At 45.3% G+C, this 17605-nt stretch carries 17 protein-coding genes and 1 pseudogene; 15 read left to right on the forward strand and 3 right to left on the reverse strand.

Annotated elements, in window-relative coordinates; translation table 11 throughout:
• Positions 1-2793 (reverse strand): YncE family protein (locus tag FU659_RS24820; protein ID WP_222708634.1); only part of this gene is annotated, 2793 nt, incomplete at its 3' end.
• Between the two features lie 257 nt (positions 2794-3050).
• On the opposite strand from FU659_RS24820, the gene FU659_RS24825 reads away from it, so the two are divergent.
• Positions 3051-3884, forward strand: coding sequence for a tetratricopeptide repeat protein (locus FU659_RS24825; protein ID WP_147950018.1), 834 nt, complete (start codon positions 3051-3053; stop codon positions 3882-3884).
• Between the two features lie 201 nt (positions 3885-4085).
• On the opposite strand, the gene FU659_RS24835 is transcribed toward FU659_RS24825, so the two are convergent.
• A complete protein-coding gene (locus tag FU659_RS24835; RefSeq protein ID WP_147950019.1) occupies positions 4086-5507 on the reverse strand; it encodes a stalk domain-containing protein in 1422 nt (473 codons plus the stop codon).
• Between the two features lie 249 nt (positions 5508-5756).
• Here FU659_RS24835 and FU659_RS24840 point away from each other — a divergent pair, with 249 nt between their 5' ends.
• Positions 5757-6188, forward strand: coding sequence for a hypothetical protein (locus tag FU659_RS24840; RefSeq protein ID WP_147950020.1), 432 nt, complete (start codon positions 5757-5759; stop codon positions 6186-6188).
• Between the two features lie 2 nt (positions 6189-6190).
• Positions 6191-6469 carry a DUF2653 family protein gene (locus FU659_RS24845; RefSeq protein ID WP_147950021.1) on the forward strand — a complete coding sequence of 93 codons (279 nt, stop codon included), beginning with the start codon at positions 6191-6193 and terminating at the stop codon, positions 6467-6469.
• 116 nt (positions 6470-6585) lie between these two features.
• On the opposite strand, the gene FU659_RS24850 is transcribed toward FU659_RS24845, so the two are convergent.
• The gene (locus FU659_RS24850) at positions 6586-7725 is read right to left on the reverse strand and encodes a Fic family protein (RefSeq protein ID WP_147950022.1); all 1140 of its coding nucleotides are present in this window, start codon (positions 7723-7725) and stop codon (positions 6586-6588) included.
• Positions 7726-8017: 292 nt separating this feature from the next.
• Between FU659_RS24850 and eutL the strand changes: the two genes are divergently transcribed.
• From eutL to eutC, 12 genes and pseudogenes are all read left to right on the forward strand, one after another.
• Positions 8018-8674, forward strand: a complete 657-nt coding sequence (gene eutL, locus FU659_RS24855) for an ethanolamine utilization microcompartment protein EutL (RefSeq protein ID WP_147950023.1) — start codon at positions 8018-8020, stop codon at positions 8672-8674.
• Between the two features lie 16 nt (positions 8675-8690).
• The gene (locus FU659_RS38400) at positions 8691-9203 is read left to right on the forward strand and encodes a BMC domain-containing protein (RefSeq protein ID WP_147950024.1); all 513 of its coding nucleotides are present in this window, start codon (positions 8691-8693) and stop codon (positions 9201-9203) included.
• On the forward strand, positions 9200-10687 hold the full coding sequence (locus FU659_RS24865) for an acetaldehyde dehydrogenase (acetylating) (protein ID WP_147950025.1): 1488 nt from the start codon (positions 9200-9202) through the stop codon (positions 10685-10687). The genes FU659_RS38400 and FU659_RS24865 overlap by 4 nt, the downstream gene beginning before the upstream one ends.
• 18 nt (positions 10688-10705) lie before the next feature.
• Positions 10706-10993, forward strand: coding sequence for a BMC domain-containing protein (locus tag FU659_RS24870; RefSeq protein WP_047676490.1), 288 nt, complete (start codon positions 10706-10708; stop codon positions 10991-10993).
• 8 nt (positions 10994-11001) lie between these two features.
• Positions 11002-11793, forward strand: a complete 792-nt coding sequence (gene pduL / locus FU659_RS24875) for a phosphate propanoyltransferase (protein ID WP_147950026.1) — start codon at positions 11002-11004, stop codon at positions 11791-11793.
• A 6-nt stretch (positions 11794-11799) separates the two neighbouring features.
• Positions 11800-12618, forward strand: a complete 819-nt coding sequence (locus tag FU659_RS24880; RefSeq protein WP_147950027.1) for a hypothetical protein — start codon at positions 11800-11802, stop codon at positions 12616-12618.
• 6 nt (positions 12619-12624) lie between these two features.
• Positions 12625-12932: pseudogene (locus FU659_RS24885) on the forward strand (EutN/CcmL family microcompartment protein).
• The gene (locus tag FU659_RS24890) at positions 12908-13249 is read left to right on the forward strand and encodes a BMC domain-containing protein (protein WP_147950028.1); all 342 of its coding nucleotides are present in this window, start codon (positions 12908-12910) and stop codon (positions 13247-13249) included. Before FU659_RS24885 ends, FU659_RS24890 begins: the two are co-directional and overlap by 25 nt.
• 4 nt (positions 13250-13253) lie before the next feature.
• The gene (locus tag FU659_RS24895) at positions 13254-13694 is read left to right on the forward strand and encodes a EutP/PduV family microcompartment system protein (protein ID WP_147950029.1); all 441 of its coding nucleotides are present in this window, start codon (positions 13254-13256) and stop codon (positions 13692-13694) included.
• A gap of 17 nt (positions 13695-13711) precedes the next feature.
• Positions 13712-15193, forward strand: a complete 1482-nt coding sequence (locus tag FU659_RS24900; protein WP_147950030.1) for an ethanolamine ammonia-lyase reactivating factor EutA — start codon at positions 13712-13714, stop codon at positions 15191-15193.
• Positions 15190-16551, forward strand: a complete 1362-nt coding sequence (locus FU659_RS24905) for an ethanolamine ammonia-lyase subunit EutB (protein ID WP_147950031.1) — start codon at positions 15190-15192, stop codon at positions 16549-16551. The genes FU659_RS24900 and FU659_RS24905 overlap by 4 nt, the downstream gene beginning before the upstream one ends.
• 59 nt (positions 16552-16610) lie before the next feature.
• On the forward strand, positions 16611-17537 hold the full coding sequence (gene eutC, locus FU659_RS24910; protein ID WP_147950032.1) for an ethanolamine ammonia-lyase subunit EutC: 927 nt from the start codon (positions 16611-16613) through the stop codon (positions 17535-17537).
• Positions 17538-17605 lie beyond the last annotated feature (68 nt).

Genomic DNA, 17605 nt, shown 5'->3' on the forward strand with positions numbered 1-17605 from the left:
TTCACGGCTACCGCCGCCACCGGCTTTGATTGGTGGTACAATGACTTGGGTAGGAGTACTCTCTGTCTTACCGATATTTTGTTTGGTGACATAGAGCGTTTCTCCAGGAAGACCGAAATTAATAATAGAAACAGTGACAGAGTTTGCTCCTGTTCCTGCAATGGCCTGACCGATCAACGAGAGGTTAGCATTGTATACGCGAATTCGGTCGCCCGCCTGTAAACCGTTTACTGTGACTGTATCGTTTGATGTGGCATTTTTGACGAGTGTAATCGATTCGGTCGCTGGATTAGGCGTTGTATATCTCGAGAAAAATTTAGGGTATATATAATTTGCTTGTCTCCCGTCAGGCGTTTCGACAACAATAGCTATACCATATGCAGAATTGGGTACTTGCTTCAAATCTAATTGAAGTGAATAAGCAGCCTTTCCTACTGCAACTTCAACCAAGGGTGTACCGAAAGTGCTGTCATCATTAATATAATAAACCCGGTATATGGTTCCGGCTGTTTCTTTTTTAGCGGGCTTCCACTGGAGTGTGCCCTTGAATTCACCAGAAACATCCTTATCTGCAGTCAGAGTAACTTGATTTGGCAAATAAGTTGGAGTGTCCCATAGCGGGAAAACAACAGGTGTATTAATAATAGATTCAGAGTCATCCACCTTTACATAAGAAAAGACTCCTAAAGAAACAGCCTCTTCAGGTACAGAGTTATTATTTAATTTAAAATCTAGGGTTCCGTCGGCTAGAGTTGTCACATTCATAATGTTCATGTATCCCACAGGCTTTTGGTTTAAATCCAGAAAATTAATTTGATACCTTGAAATGCTGTCCTTATCTCCAGCAGGTTTCATATATATATGACCACTGATTCGGTTTTCTTGTGTGTCGTCATCCCAAAGAAACGGTTTTTTTGGAAGTAATTGTGTGTGAATGAATGAATTGATATCTGACAAACTCGAGAATCTGTAAATTCCTAATTTGGTTGATAAGAAAATCTGGCCATCCCCCCCAACGAATGCACCAGTAATTGGAAAAGGTAAGTCTTCAAGTTTTAGGAATGTATTTCGATCATAAATCGCTTTTTGACCAAATACGAGAGAACCTTTAGCATAAAGAACAGAATCGGGATAAGTGCCATACACGACTCCCGTAACACTGTATCGTTTATTTCCATAAAAAAACTCGTTTTCATCTTTCAATAATTTCCCGCTATATTCTAAAGAGTTTAGAGGGAAAATTGCTTCACCTGTAAGTGGTGTGGTAGGAGTAATTTTAAATATGCTGTTAGAGTAATAAACATTCCCTACTCCATATATGGCGCTCGTGACCGTATCATAGAAAGCTCCACCTGAATTGAATTTCATTGGTAGTGACTTGTCCGCCAAGGAGCGGTTCGTTCCATATACTGAATCATACACTCTCATTTCGCCTACAGAATCTTGACTCCAATAGTAAATCAGATTATTTGCCGGGTATACAAAATCGGGGTTGGAACCAAGAGAATAGCGGACGATTTGTGTCGCCCCTCCGGTTTCATATATCGTGTCAGCTACTACAATATGGGTCTCTCCTTTAAGTGCTATAAACAACTTGTCATTTTGTAGTTTAATATCAGTTGGATTAGCACCAACTACCTGTTGCTTCACAATAGACATATCGCTTTTGCGGATGACAAGCAGTTCGTTGGTAGCTTTCGATACGACATATAAATAGGGGGAGGAATCGTCTGTCGTCCAGGAGGATATAGGATCACTCATTTTGACGTAACTTCCGTAAGAGCTTGATTGCATGGCGTAGGAGTGTGAGAGGTCAAGTTGGAACGCTTCGATAGAATTATGGCTGTATGAGCTATCGTACACATAAACAGTTCCACTACTACCTAGAAGTCCACTACTTATTTCATACGGAAGATCTGCCAGTTTTACACCGGTTTCTTTATTAAAAACAGATTGGCTTGTTAAAACATAGTTTCCGTTAACATCCAGTATTTTAGAAATTAGATAGCTATAACCACCGTAGCGTTTGTAGGCACCATTAATTTCTGTGAGGTCACCTGCATTTAATTTGGAACCACCGAAAAACACGTTATTACCGTCAAAGAACAATTTACTATTAGGGTAAGCAAACCCGTAGCCACCATTATAGTTGCTTGAGCTTACAAGTGTGTTGGTCAAATAGTTGAATGCAGAAAGCTTGGAACCAGAAGTGCCAGTTTCACCAACGTAAAGGATATGCTTAGATTCATCTGCTGCAAAGACAGCACCAAATTGACTTGTATTTATTTTTACATTGGTACCATTGCTTCGATTATATGCATAACTCTCCCAATTGGAAGTGCCGTAAAATAAGTAATCGGATGTTGCAGCGACTGATATGGGATGCACGTTGATCGCGATGGGGGTTAATAATGTTTGCGAAATAAGGTCTACAGGCTGAATAAGAGTCGCACCTGATAGAGCAACAAATAGTGTATTCCCGTTGCGTGCAATGCTTACAGGCTGTGAGCCGACCACAATTTCCTTTTGAATAGATAAGTCTGCTGCACGAATAAAATAAAGCTTGTTTGTGCTGCTGGATACGGCATACATATACCCTGCATCCCAATCAGCTAGCCAATCGCTAATACCCTGTGAGAAGGCCAGAGATTTAACTGGCAGATTTTTATCTGTAGTGACTGCTGCTGTGTCCGCATGAGCGTGTGGAATGGTTGTATGTAATCCACTGAAAAATAAAGATAACATGATTAACCAAGCAAGAGTTGTCTTGCTTATAGCCTGACGTAATTGCATGACGAAGCATCCTCCATTGATCTGTAATATAAAATATAACTTCTATTATAGTTCGACCTAATGAAGATGTTTCCTCTATTCCCAATAAATTCATTTATTGTTTTTTTGTTAAAGCTCCTAGGTGTTTGGTGATTATTGGTAGAGTGCAGTGAGGATGGAAGCTTTTTATTTTTATAATAAAGTGCCGCCATGTTAAGGCTCGGATTTTTTGATACAATATATGTAACTTAAGAGTCTTGCAGAGGAGAGTTGAATTCATGCCGCCAATTTTAAAAAGCTTACTTAAAAACATCCTTGTACTTGCGGTTATTTTGATCGGTTTTAAGATGAACTGGCTGTTAGGAACGGCTATCATAGTAGTGATGGTAGGTTACTTTGTTTATACAAACCGTTCTGCCTTGTATGCGCAGAGAGGGAATGTGGCCTATATGAAGGGTGATCGCGACCAAGCATTGATGTTGATGGAAAAAGCTTATCGTTCCAAAGCCATGCTGCCGAAACATCAGATCGGCTATGGCTATTTGTTGATGAAAACAGGGGACCTTAGCAAGGCTGAGAACGTGATCGATGAGGTTCTTCATAAAACAAAAGCTAAAGACATGCTCATGCAGGCAAAGCTCAATTTGGCAACGGTTTACTGGTTACAGAACAAACGGGACGAGGCTTATAGCATTTTGGAGGAGATATCACAGGAGGTTAAGAACACGCTGGTTTATGGGAATTTTGGTTATTTTCAAATACTGCGCGGCGACCTGGAAGCAGCTCTTGTGTATAATCTCGAAGCCTATGCCTTTAATGACAGCGATCTGACGATTATGGACAATCTTGCGCAAAACTATTATTTGCTCGGCAGACTCCATGAGGCAGATGAGATGTACTCCAAGGTGATGGCAAAAACGCCCAAGCACGCTGATTCCTATTATTATTATGCATTAACGCTGGAGCAACTCGGCCGAAAGCAGGAAGCTCGGGAGCAAATTGAAAAGGCGCTTGAGAAAGAACTTGCGCTCATTACCCCTTTGACCAGGGAGGATATTGTCGGGTTAGCAGATACTTTGGGTAGCGATGATGATGGACATGTTCAAGAGTAAGGAGCATGAAGTAAGTTAAAAAGCTACATACCTGCTGTTGAGTGGGCATGCAGCTTTTTTGTTCCACCATGTTGGGTGGTCGTTACACATTGGTCATCCGGCTCCTACGGTTTTTGCATCATACAATCACCTGAAATGCTCCAAAGAGATTTCCATTCATCGTTATCACGGTCATGAGTTTAATCATCCCTCAGGTTTAGGTTATTTTGTTGATATCTCAACCGTACTGGTTTGTGGATTCCATTGAACATTCGCTCCAAGGGATTCTCCGATAAAGCGAACAGGTACAAGTATACTGCCACTAATTACAGTAGGAGGAGTCTCCAGTTCAATGGATTGTTCGTTCACCTTGGCTATGGGATTCCCATTAGTTAGGATGATGGTATGCTTTCCTTTAGTAGCTGTTACGGTTGAAGTATTTTCGTCCCAATATACAGTAACACCTAGAGACTCAAATATTTTTCGCAAGGGGACCAGAGTAGTTCCATTAACTATAACCGGTTGCTGCGCAAAGGAAAGTGTAGATCCATCAAGTTGTATACTAATTAATTCATTGGGAGGTGTGAAATCGGAATCACTGCTTTTAATCCAAACCGGTACAGTTCTGTACCATTCAGTTCCGTCACCACTGTATCCTCCGCCCCATGACCATAGTGTTCCATCTTCACGAAGTGCCATAGAGCGAAATCCTGTTCCTTGAGCAGCAATTTTATTGATTTTTTGAACCCCTTTGACTTGAACGGGTACGTCGCTATTTTCATAAGATCCTATCCCTAATTGGCCTCCGCGATTATCACCACTAGCCCATACAGTTCTATCTTTTTTCAGAAAAAGAGGGCCACCTGCAGTAGCTTGAATATCAATAACATCTTGAATATCTTTTATTTTTCGTGGTGGCGCAGCATTTGCTGTATCTTTATCGGCAACAACTCCTTGACCGCTGGAACCAAACACCCATACGGTGCCATCCTTTTTCAACGCATATGATTCGAGTCCTCCTGCAGCAATCTTCGTTATTTCACTTAACTCTTTAATTTGTAGAGATTTTCCCGAGCGTCTAGTCCAGACGCTTCCATCTTTTTCGAGTACAATTAAATTATTACCATAACCTGATGATGCGGAAACGACGTTTTTAAACTCTAACCGAACTGGAGTATTGGAACACTCCCAAAGGGTTCCATCATCTTGAATGGCAAAACTGTGAGTCCAATCACCAGCGATTTGTACGATATGAGAAAGACCTTGAATTTGAACAGGTAATGCTTTTTGACTACCCCAGGTCCAAACGGTTCCATCATTTTTTATTGCAAGTGCACGCGAGGCACCTCCTGCAATAGCTTTCACGTTTTCTAATCCACTTACTTTAGTTGGAATCTTCGTATTCAGTGCTTCTTCACCCTGTTCGCCATTTCCGAGAACACCCAGGCGATTGTTTTCCCCCCAAGCCCAAACCGTACCGTCCTGTTTGATGCCTAAGCTGAATGACCCGCCTACAGCAATATCTTTCCAACCGTTCATACCTTCTTCCGCCTGAATGGTTGTACCAGAAATCACCATATAAGTTAGAGCTAGTGTAAGTAGCATTACAAGTTTGAGTAGAATACGCCTTTTTTTAATATTCATGTTTCCTGCTCCCCCCGAAAGACAAAATATTTATAGTAATACATCTTCTTTGTGAAATGGTTATTTCCTCCATTCATTTACTTCCATTGGAAAGTATCCAAGGTCCCATCAAATAAATGCCTGATAAGCACTTTACCTGTAAATGTCGAAAATTACTGCTTCATTGAGACCAAATCTAGGCTGAGACGTATAAAATAGGACGAAAGTGATAAAACTTTCATATTAACCATACGTGGAGGTCATGACACAATGTTTAAGAAATTAGTAGTGCTGATTATGGCAAGTATGTTGGTGTTGTCCTTTACCGTGCCAACGCTGGTTGAAGCAAAGTCTTCTTACAAAGCGCCTCGCAAAAGCTACACACCGACACAGCAACAAAAGGCGCCTGCCAATAACGTTTCTAAAAATGAGCCTAGCAGTTCAACGGCAAAAACGCCCGGCGCTGCGACAACACCGACTAAACCCGGATTTTTCAGCGGCGGCTTAATGAAAGGGATGTTAATCGGTGGAATGGCAGGTCTGTTGTTTGGAGGCTTATTTGGCGGGATGGGGGCACTTGGTAATATACTTGGGCTATTAGTGAACGTACTTGCCGTTGTTGCCCTGATTGTCGTGATTATGAAGATTGTAACTTTCTTCAGACAAAGAAGGAAGTCTAATCAGGATCAGACGAGGTACTAAGCATGCGTTTAACCGAACAAGAAATCGTGAATGCAATTTGTTTGAATATGGCCGAACGCAAAGGTCTCAAGCCAGATGAGGTTGACGTTGAGCTGATGTGGGACGAGGATTTAGGGTTTTCAGCGGAAGTTTTTGCCGGAGGTCGCAGCCAAATACTGACGCAAGGAAACCTGTTTGAAACCATCGTGCAATATTTGTTCAGTCAATATCAGATGCGAGTTTTTTGGGATCAGATCCAATTGACTTTGGATGAAGAGATCATCGCTGACATAGCGGTATAAAAGAACTTACCCTCTATTAGTTAATGATCTAAAGTAAATGCAATTGTTTAAAAAACAAGGGAGACACGTGTTATAAACGTATCTCCCTTGTTTTTGTCTTATACTAAATTAGAATCTCAATCGACAATAGAGATCATATATTCTCCCCGATTTTCACCAGGTCTAATTACCCCTAAATCTTTCAGCCTTGATAAATTTTTAGCAATACTTGATGAAGAGGCGTCTAAAGTATCATCAAATAACTGCCTGTGGAACATTTCACCATCCTCCATTCTAGCTATAAGCTCAAACATTGTCTTCGCATGGCCTTTGCCAAGTATCTCGCGAATATGTTTGATTTTGTCATATCTTTGTAGCTCATTAAGTACTTTTGTGAGAGAAGCATTCACACATTCTAGATAAAAAATAAGGAAAGGTTTTAAATCACCTTGTGTAGCTAGCATTAAAGTATCGTAATAATCTTCAATTCGTTTGTCGAAATATTCTTCAACACAAAAAGCATCTTTGATCTTAGAAAGATCGTTATGAATGAATCCTACCAAAGTGGAAAATGCCCGAGCCGTTCGTCCGTTACCGTCAGGAAATGGATGGACGTATCCTATTATATGATGGGTAATGCCGGATATCAGTAGCGGATGAATCTTTCTCTCATGTTTAACTTCAGAATCATAGGCATTTAAACATCCCGTTACACTAGTATATAACCAAGAAAAGTATGCGCTCATTAAATAGGGAACTTCACTAAAGGCTGGTGGTTGATAACTAACGTGTCCGTCACCGTCGTGAAGAGCAACAGGAATATGCCGATACCCATCCGGATACCCGGTTAAATCTTTCATGAGTACTTGTTGTATTTTTTTCAAAACAGGTTCATCCATATCAGAAAAATCCCTATACGGATCTAAATCATAGATGAGCTCATAAGTTTCAAAAACATTTCTTACCTCAAGTTGTGCTTTCTGTTTTATAGTTATTGGATTTTTTTTGTAGTGTTGATAAAGCTGTTCGACTTCTTTATATTCCAATTTGTTTTGTTCTATTTTGGTTGTGAAATGTGCAGTCCTAACTAATGAATTACGCAGGATGGTTGGTTTCAGTGGATGACTTTTGAGTCCCAATCTGGCCAGTGCACCGATATTTCTTTCTGCTTCAAGAATAAGTTGCTGAATATCGTAGTCGAAGGGGTTAACATTAGGCCGATACACCAATCGGTCCTCTTCATACTTAAAATGTTCGGATGAAAAAGTGTAAGTCATTGTATATCACTCCTTTACACTTAAAAATGCTTATATAGCAAGGGTTATAGTTATTTATTATTGTATTCCATTATATCTATTATGTACACGTATTGTTACAGATAAACCAGCCACATTTCTTGCGACTAACTTTCTAAGCTCCACATAGTAGGAATACTTGTCTCACAACCCGCATATCCATAAACAAAAGCATACAGCAGGCAAAGGTGCCTCAGGTCTAAGAACGTCATATTGTTCTCTGCACCGAGGCACCTTTTTGTTTCTAATCATTCGGGGTGAAGAGGTGAAAGGAGTGAAACTACAACCGATTCGAGCCATTCCGCTCGCCATCAGGATTATCCCTCATGTCGATGCCGGTTTGGCGCTTCAGTTGGAATTGAAGCCAGGCATTCGCAGCCTCGGTTTGTTAACGTCAAGTATCGATGATGTTGGCTATACAGCTATTGATGAAGCGACGAAACATGCAGCGGTAGATGTGGTGTATGCCCGTTCATTTTATGCGGGGTCAGGACATGCCTCTGGACCTTTATCTGGTGAGTTTATTGGGATCATCGGTGGAGCATCTCCTGCTGAAGTGAAAAGCGGGCTTGATGCTGCTGTTCAAGTGATGGAGACAGGAGCTTGTTTTTACTCCCTCAATGACGAGGGAACGCATGCTTATTATGCGCATGTGGTGTCCAGATCAGGTTCTTATCTATCCACGTTGGCGAACATTCAAGAAGGAGAGCCACTTGCCTATTTAATTGCTCCGCCACTAGAAGCTATTTATGGACTAGATGCTGCTCTCAAAGCAGCCGATGTGCGAATGTGCAAGTTCTATGGGCCTCCGACGGAGACGAACTTTGCCGGAGGATTATTGACAGGCAGTCAATCTGCCTGTTCGGCAGCAGCAGAAGCGTTCGCGGAAGCCGTAAGGAGTATTGCTCAAGAGCCAAAGAAAATAGGTTAAGAAGCGGGTGTTTCCTATGAATGAAAAGCTGATGTCTCTAGGCATGATCGAAACGTATGGTCTTCCTGCCTTGATTGCGGCTGCGGACGCCGCAGCAAAAACCGCAGACGTGAAGGTGAAAACCTATGAGAAAGTAGATGCAGGCATCGTTACGATCTATATCTTGGGAGATGTAGCAGCAGTCAAAGCGGCTGTGGATGCAGGTGCGGCCGAAGCGAAGCGGGTAGGTAAGCTGTTATCCACACATGTTATTCCACGTCCGGATCCTTCTGTACATGCAATGATTCAGGAAGCGTGGCTGAGCAACCAACCGAAAGCTTCGTCAAAGGAGGAGCCGAATAAGGGACAAGCGCTGCCGGAAAGGCTTACAACGGATTGGAGCAAGATGAGTGTGGTACAGCTCAGAGAGCTTGCGCACAATACTCCCCAATTCCCAATAGCCGGCAGGGATATCCAATTGGTCAGTAAAGTCGAATTGGTGAGACTTTTCACCGAGATGGATGCTCAAGGAGGAGATTCCGTGACATGAGACTGGATAGTGATTTACAAGCGATTCAGGAAGTCCGTCATTTCCTTCAAGAGGCCAAGGCGGCTCAAAAACAACTGGAAAAAATGACACAATCGCAAATTGACACCATTGTAGAGGCTATGGCCAAGGCTGCGGAGTCAGAGGCAGAACGGCTCGGTATCATGGCTGTTGAGGAGACTGGCTTCGGAAAAGCCCTCGATAAAAAGGCCAAAAACCTCTTCGTTGCGAGGGACGTCTATGCGGCAATCAAGGACATACAAACGGTTGGCATCATTCGCAAAGATGAGGCGAAGCAAATTTGGGAAATCGCTCAACCTGTTGGGATTGTTGCTGCCATTATTCCTTCGACAAACCCGACCTCGACGGTCTTGTTTAAATGCATGATCTCACTTAAATCAAGAAATGCCATCGTGATCAGTCCGCACCCATCGGCACTGCGATGTTCGCAGGAATCGGCAGCCGTCATGCGTGCTGCAGCAGAGAAGGCGGGAGCCCCGCAAGGATTAATTCACTGTATATCGCATCCGTCTGTTGAGGCGAGCGGTGAGTTGATGAGGCATAAGCTGACCGACATCATTTTGGCAACCGGTGGAACCGCAATGGTCAAGGCCGCCTACAGCTCAGGCAAGCCCGCATACGGTGTGGGGCCTGGCAATGTTCCGGTTTATATACACGAGAGCGCGAATATCAGCCGAGCTGTGAGCTTGATTCTACAAAGTAAAACGTTTGACTACGGTACGATTTGCGCTTCTGAGCAAGCAATTGTCGTCGATCAAGCGGTTAAAGAGGAGCTTGTCGCTGAATTGAAGCGGCAAGGAGCTTATTTTCTAAATGCTGAGGAAAAACAAAAAGTTGGCGCGATCCTCACCATAGGAAAAGGGATGAATCCCAATATTGTTGGCCGTTCACCGCAGGTGATTGCGAGCAAAGCGGGCATAACCGTTCCAGAGGATGCAAGGGTACTAGTCGCGGAAGAGTCGGAGGTCGGACATGAGTATCCATTTTCGATGGAGAAACTCAGTCCTGTGCTTGCATTGTATACCGTGAGTGACTGGCAGGAAGGCTGCTTACGCTGCATACAGCTATTGGAGCTTGGTGGACTTGGACATACACTTGGCCTACATGGAGAGGACTTGTCGATCATTGAGGCGTTCGGGCTGGAGAAACCGGCATCGCGCATCGTGGTGAATACGGGCACAACGTTCGGGGGGATCGGTGCTACGACGGGAATTATGCCATCGATGACGCTGGGCTGCGGCTCATATGGCAACAACATCACATCCGACAACATTGGCCCCCAGCATTTGCTAAACATCAAGCGGGTTGCTTTTGGAACGAAAGAGATGAGAACAGAACCCGATGTGGACCAAATCGTGACGCAAGTGGCGGAAAACTTGAAAGTCTCTCATAAACTTGGTATTACACGTGATGAAGTTGCCCAAATCATAAAAAGCGTGCTTGCGGAGATGCATGTGAATACCTAATCTGAGGAGGAATTACAAATGGCGGGAGAAATGGCAGCGTTAGGTTTAGTGGAAACTAAGGGACTTGTCGGTTCAATTGAAGCAGCAGATGCGATGGTCAAGGCGGCCAATGTCAGGTTGGTCGGTAAAGTTCATGTTGGTGGAGGTCTGGTTACTGTCATGGTGAGAGGAGATGTTGGAGCTGTGAAGGCGGCTACGGATGCGGGAGCTGCAGCTGCGGAAAAGGTGGGAGAACTCGTATCCGTTCACGTCATTCCTCGTCCGCATTCAGATATTGAATTCATTCTTCCTAAGCTTGAAGGATAAACACGTCTATGGCGCTTATTACGGAAACGCATCTGCGTACGCAGCTGGTTAAAGGGCTGCCGAATCCGTTTCCAGTAACGGATAGGGATAAGTTGACGCCGGCAGCCGTTGATTTCTTAAAAGATCGGGGAATCCAAGTGGTGCGCCGTGTCACGTCGAAGGAGCCCAAAATCCTCCCCGAAAGCCTGAATTCGGGACGGATGCTCATTCCGGTTGGTGTATCGAATCGACATGTTCATCTTTCACGCGAGCATATCGAAGTGTTGTTCGGCAGTGGTTACGCGCTAACTCCACTGCGCGAGCTGTCTCAAAAGGGTCAGTTCGCTGCGCAGGAAACCGTGACACTGATTGGTCCGAAAAGTATCATCCAACATGTGCGGATTCTGGGACCTTCGCGTGGGGCGTCCCAAGTGGAGATTTCACGTACAGACGGATATGCGTTGGGTCTTCACCCTCCTGTCCGTTTATCCGGCGATATTCAAGGCTCACCCGGAGTTGCTATCGTAGGAACAAGAGGAACGGTCGTTTTGAAGGAAGGACTGATCATTGCCAAAAACCATGTGCACATGTCTCCTGAAGAGGCCCAGGCCTTCCATGTGGGTCAAGGAGACCGTCTCCTTGTTCAAACAATAGGCGATCGACCGGTCATTTTTGCTGAAACAATTGTACGGGTTAATACGCATTTTTCGCTGGACTTTCATATCGATATGGATGAAGCGAACGCAGCCCATCTGAGCACGGGAGACAAGGTTCAAGTGATCGGCAAAAACGGTGAAATCACGAGTGCCGAAAGGAGGTAGCTCTTGGTGGAAATCAAGCAAATGGTCGAATCTATTGTTCGGGAGCTCTTTGATTCTATGAAGAATCAAAAGATTAAGCAGCCTAAGGTGCTTTACATATTTTACGATAGTAAGGCTCATGAAGCTTTTACCGATCATTTTATATGGTTAAATAATCACCACATTGATCATGACATTTTGTTCTTGGATGGTGAAGCGTCTTCTTGGCTGGGGATGCACTTGATTGAATGCGCTGGTCGTGGAAAGACGATTGCATCCGATGAATTCGCCCCGTCGCCTCTAGAGGTGCCGCTCGAATATGAGGGCATCGTGATTCCAGAAATAGATCTTGATAATGCGGCACGCGCAGCTCTTGGCATGAAAGGGACGATCATATCGGAAATCATCTTTTCCACTTTAGTTCAGCATAAATTCGTACTGATTGGCGATGATAGTTCAGGGTTAAAACGGGCCGACAGACGGACGCTCAAGACGTTAACGCTGCCAAAGCCTTATGTAAATCTTTTTGATTATTACAAAATGGAGTTGCAAATGTATGGCGTTCAATTTGGACCGACGAAGCAGTTAGCGGAGATGGCGGTGAATAACATTCAATCAGATACTCGTCTCGCTAAAGCGGACAAATCAGTGAAAACAGACGAGCACGCTGAGGATGAAAAGCCTATTATCTACAAAGGAAGGCTCATCTCTGCGGATTGGGTGACGCGGGAAATCAAGACCACAACTTCTTACCTGCAAGTGGGCAAAAAAACAATTATTTCTTCCCTGGCCAAAGACATGCTGAAGGAAAAAGGGATCACAATCGACTATGTGTCTGAAGGGTGAGGTCCTATGTTCTTAGGAAGAGTTATGGGCAGTGTTTGGGCAACGCAAAAGAAGTCGGTATGGACAATTTGAAATTGTTGGTCATCCAGCCGATGGATTTCAAGGACAGCGAAGCTGGCACTCCGATCATTGCGGCAGATCGCATTGGAGCCGGTGTTGGTGAGAACGTGATTGTATCCAGAGGGAGTCCGGCGCGAACCTTGTTCACGGATAAAATGGTACCGATCGATGCGATGATCGTAGGCATTGTAGATAGCTATGAGGTATCTAAAGAAACTGAGGGGAATGTATGGAAGAGCAGAAACAAAGAGTGATTCAGGAATATGTGCCTGGCAAACAACTGACTCTGGCTCACGTAATTGCCAATCCCGATCCAGTTTTGTATACAAAGTTGGGTATAGAAGATCAGAATGCCATCGGCATCTTAACGCTTACCCCGACAGAAACCGCGATTATTGCTGCGGATATAGCGACTAAAGCTGCCAATGTGGGGATTGGTTATCTGGATCGGTTCACCGGCTCGCTCGTGCTCACGGGGGAAGTTGCAGCTGTTGAGATGGCGATTGAGGCTGTGAATGCTTTTTTGCAGGATAAGCTGAAATTTGCGACTGCACCTATTACACGGTCATAAGTTTATGAAAAAAGTAATGATTATCGGTGCAGTCGGTGCTGGCAAATCAACGTTAATTAAGGCCTTGTTTGGAGAAACGGAGCCTGCGACCAAAACGCAAAGTCTCCTATACCGGGATTGGGTGATCGATACCCCAGGTGAATATAGCGAGAATCCTTTGTATTATCGTTCGCTCATAGCGACATCACATGAAACCGCCGCGGTTTTACTTGTACAGGATGCTACTCGGAACAGAAGCTATTTTCCTCCGGGGTTTGAACAGGGCTTTCCTGTGCAAACGATGGGAGCCGTGACCAAAATCGATCATGCGAACGCAGATATTGATCGTGCTATTCTTTTTCTTAGGCAGTCTCTGCCGGACGGCGAAATCTTCTTGACCTCAGCTGAGTCTACAGAGGGAATTCAACGGCTGAAGGAGAGACTCATGGAGATTGTCCATCATTAGGACAGGTGAACAGACAAATGCAGAACCAATGGATCACAAGTGTAGGCCTAGATATCGGGACGAGTACGACCAAACTGGTGGTAAGCCGGTTGAAATTAGTTCGTTCGTCTGGCGTTCTCAGCTTGCCTCGATTTGAGATCGCAGAGCGGGAATTACTATACGCAAGTCCGATTTACAGCACTCCGCTGAAGAACAGCGATGAAGTTCATGCGGAGCGAATCTGGGAAATCGTGACCCAAGAATACGAGCAGGCAGGAATCCGTCCAGCAGAATTGAAATCTGGGGCCGTGATCATTACCGGAGAAACAGCGAATAAAACAAATGCGAGACAAATCTTGCATCTGCTCGCCGAGCGTTCGGGTGATTTCGTTGTAGCAACGGCAGGGGCTGATCTGGAAGGACTGCTTGCCGGTAAAGGAGCCGGAGCGGAACGCCGCTCCATGCTGATTCGAGGGGCAGTCGTCAATATCGATATTGGCGGGGGCACGGCTAATGCGGCTATTTTTCAGAGAGGCAAGCTGATGGGGACGGTCACTTTTCACGTTGGTGGAAGGCTCATCCGGATGAATGCGTCAGGAACTGTTTTGGACGTATCCCCGTCGATCCGTCCGTGGCTGAAGACAAGCGGATATGACATTAACGTTGGCGATATGCTTAGTTTTGCTTCCATCAAGGAGATCTGCATAGGCATGTGCCGCTGCATGATGGATTACTTAGCTGGGCGTACGACTCCAGACGGGTACACACTGCTGCATTCCTTACTGAACGGCCAACCGCTTCCTTCCATACCTCCCATCGAAGAGTGGATGATATCCGGTGGCATTGGCCAGTTAATGGCGGAGAAAAAACCGCAAAGCTTGGCGGATACGACGGTGTATCAGGATATGGGTCCTTTGCTGGCGCACACTTGGAAAGAATGCTCGGCTGACTATCCGATTCGGCTCATGCCTGCTGATCAGACGGTCCGAGCGACCGTGATCGGCGCAGGGATGCAAAATACGTCAATCAGCGGGGCTACCGTTCATTTGGATGCTTCGCTGCTGCCGATACGTAATCTGCCAGTGCTAGGGCTTAATGTAACGCCGCAGATGCTTGAACCTACTGGGCCGCTTGCGGAAGTACTGGATGCAATCATGGAAAGCGGTGCAAGACTCTTTGATCAAGACCAGTCACCTCCATTTGGGCTGGCTTTATCAGGGATGAATGACCTTACATATCCATCGCTTCAATACTTAGCTGACCAACTGCATGCAAGCTTCATCCACCATCATTCTGCGAGCGAAGTCATGGTGATTATCTGTGAAGCAGATATTGCGAAGGCGCTCGGCCAATCTCTGGCAAGACGCTGCGGACAACGTCCGAAGGTCATCTGCATTGACCAAATTAGTGTGGAGCATGGGGATTATGTGGATTTAGGTGAGCTGATATCGGGAATCATGATTCCCGTTGTGGTGAAGACGTTGGCCTTTCATAACAGAGCGGAGGAGATAAGTCCGTGAATCTGAAAACTACGCTGCTGGGTACAACCTTTCAGTTTAAGCATTTAAAAGAAGTCATGGCGAAGGCCAACGAGGAGAAATCAGGCGATCAGCTGGCGGGTATTTCCGCTCAGGATGCGAAGGAGCGAATCGCCGCCAAGCTGGTGCTATCTGATTTGACCATGGCTGATATCCGCAATCATCCCTTGCTGCCGCCGGAAACTGATGAAGTGTCGAGGGTGATCGAGGAAGGCATGAATGAGAAAATCTACGCCGAGGTTCGCAATTGGACGGTGGCGGATCTGCGGGAATATCTGCTGCGGCAGGAAACGGGGAATGATGAAATACGCAGAGTTTCCCGCGGCTTATCGAGTGAGATGGTTGCTGCTGCCGCCAAATTGATGAGCAATCTGGATCTTGTGCAAGCGGCATCCAAAATGGAAGTCACATCGCATTGCAACATTACGATTGGTCAAAAAGGCGTGCTATCCGGTCGGGCTCAACCCAATCATCCTACAGACAATATTCAGGGAATCAAGGCCGCTTTATTTGAAGCTTTAAGTTATGGGATTGGTGATGCTGTGATCGGCATTAACCCGGTAATTGATTCAGCGGATAGTGTTAAGAATATTTTGCAGGTCACGAAGGAAGTCATGGAGAGATGGCAAATTCCGACGCAGAATTGTGTCTTGGCCCATATCAAAACCCAAATGCGCGCTATTCGCCAAGGAGCTCCAGCGGATATGGTGTTTCAAAGCTTGGCAGGCACGGAAGTCGGCAATAAAGCATTTGGCATCGATGTCGCTCTGCTGAACGAAGCAGATGAGCTTATCACCAGGGAAGGCACAGGGACTGGGCCGAATTTGTGGTATTTTGAAACGGGCCAAGGCTCTGAATTATCGGCCGAGGCGCATCACGGTATCGATCAGGTCACGCTCGAATCTCGCTGTTATGGCCTTGCCCGCAAGTATAAGCCGTTTATTGTCAACACGGTTGTGGGCTTCATCGGGCCTGAGTATTTGTATGACAGCAAGCAAGTCATTCGGGCCGGTTTAGAAGATCATTTCATGGGCAAGCTCCAACAATTGCCGATGGGTGTGGATGTCTGCTACACCAACCACATGAAGGCGGATCAGAATGATATGGACAATTTGGCGGTATTGCTTTCCGCGGCGGGGGTCAATTACCTGATCGGAGTGGCCATGGCAGATGATTGCATGCTCAATTATCAATCCACCAGCTATCACGATATAGCCACTTTGAGGGAGCTGATGAAATTGCGCCCAGCTCCTGCATTTGAACAATGGTTGGTAAACATGGGACTCATGGAAAACGGTCGATTAACGGCGCTGGCGGGAGATCCGACCCTTTTTATGTAACTTACATGATTTTTACGAAACGAGTTTTTGCTGCAGCAAAACTTTTAGGAGGAGCATACATGAACAATGCGGTCCCCATGGATCAGCTTGTGGATAGGGTGATGGCGGAGCTTGAAAAGAAGCTGTCCGCAGCAACGACGGTTGATCATCCGGCGACCCCTCATGTCAATAACCTAACTATTGCTAATTTGGAGCGGCAGCCGTTAGCTACCCCCATGTCCATGATGTCAGAAGTAAACGTCACCTCCGAATGGGACATATCGACTTCTAAAGTACCCAATCCCAAATGGGAGGCAGGGATGAATGAGCTGCTTGCCAGTACTCCGTCACGCATTGGCGTATGGCGTACCGGTACGAGGGCACTGACCAAAGAGGTGCTTAAATTTCGCCGAGATCATGCCGCTGCAGTTGATTCCATTTATGGGGAAGCGAGTCAGGAACTGCTGGACGCTTTCGATTTGTTTACCGTGGAAACTCGATATGAGAATACGGAAAACTATTTGAAACGTCCTGATATGGGACGTATCGTCACTGATGAAGGTATCGCTGAGATTCAGAAAAAGTGCAGATTAAAGCCACAGGTGCAGATTGTCGTTTCGGATGGACTAAGCGCTAATGCGGTAGATGCCAATTTGGGCGATGTCTATCCTTCGTTGCTAGATTCGCTAAGTGCTTACGGGTTATCCACAGGTACTCCGTTTTTCGTCCGCGGCGGCAGGGTTGCCGTTATGGATCACATTGGAGATATTGTGCAGCCGGAAGTGCTTGTGCTGTTGATCGGAGAGAGGCCCGGCCTCGTTTCATCGAAATCACTTAGTGCTTATATCTGTTACAAGCCGCGTAAAGGCACGGTAGAGAGCGATCGGACCGTCATTTCCAACATTCATCGCGGAGGAACCTCTCCATTGGAAGGCGGGGCCCATATCGGCACCATCGTGAAAAAAATGTTAGAACAAAAGACGAGCGGAGTTAATTTGGATATCTAATCATCATGGTAGTCGTTCTTCGAATGGCTCCGATAGAGGTTTTCTCATACAATTACCCAGAAAAGGAG

The sequence above is a fragment of the Paenibacillus sp. N3.4 genome, assembly GCF_008017805.1.
Taxonomy (GTDB): Bacteria; Bacillota; Bacilli; order Paenibacillales; family NBRC-103111; genus Paenibacillus_E.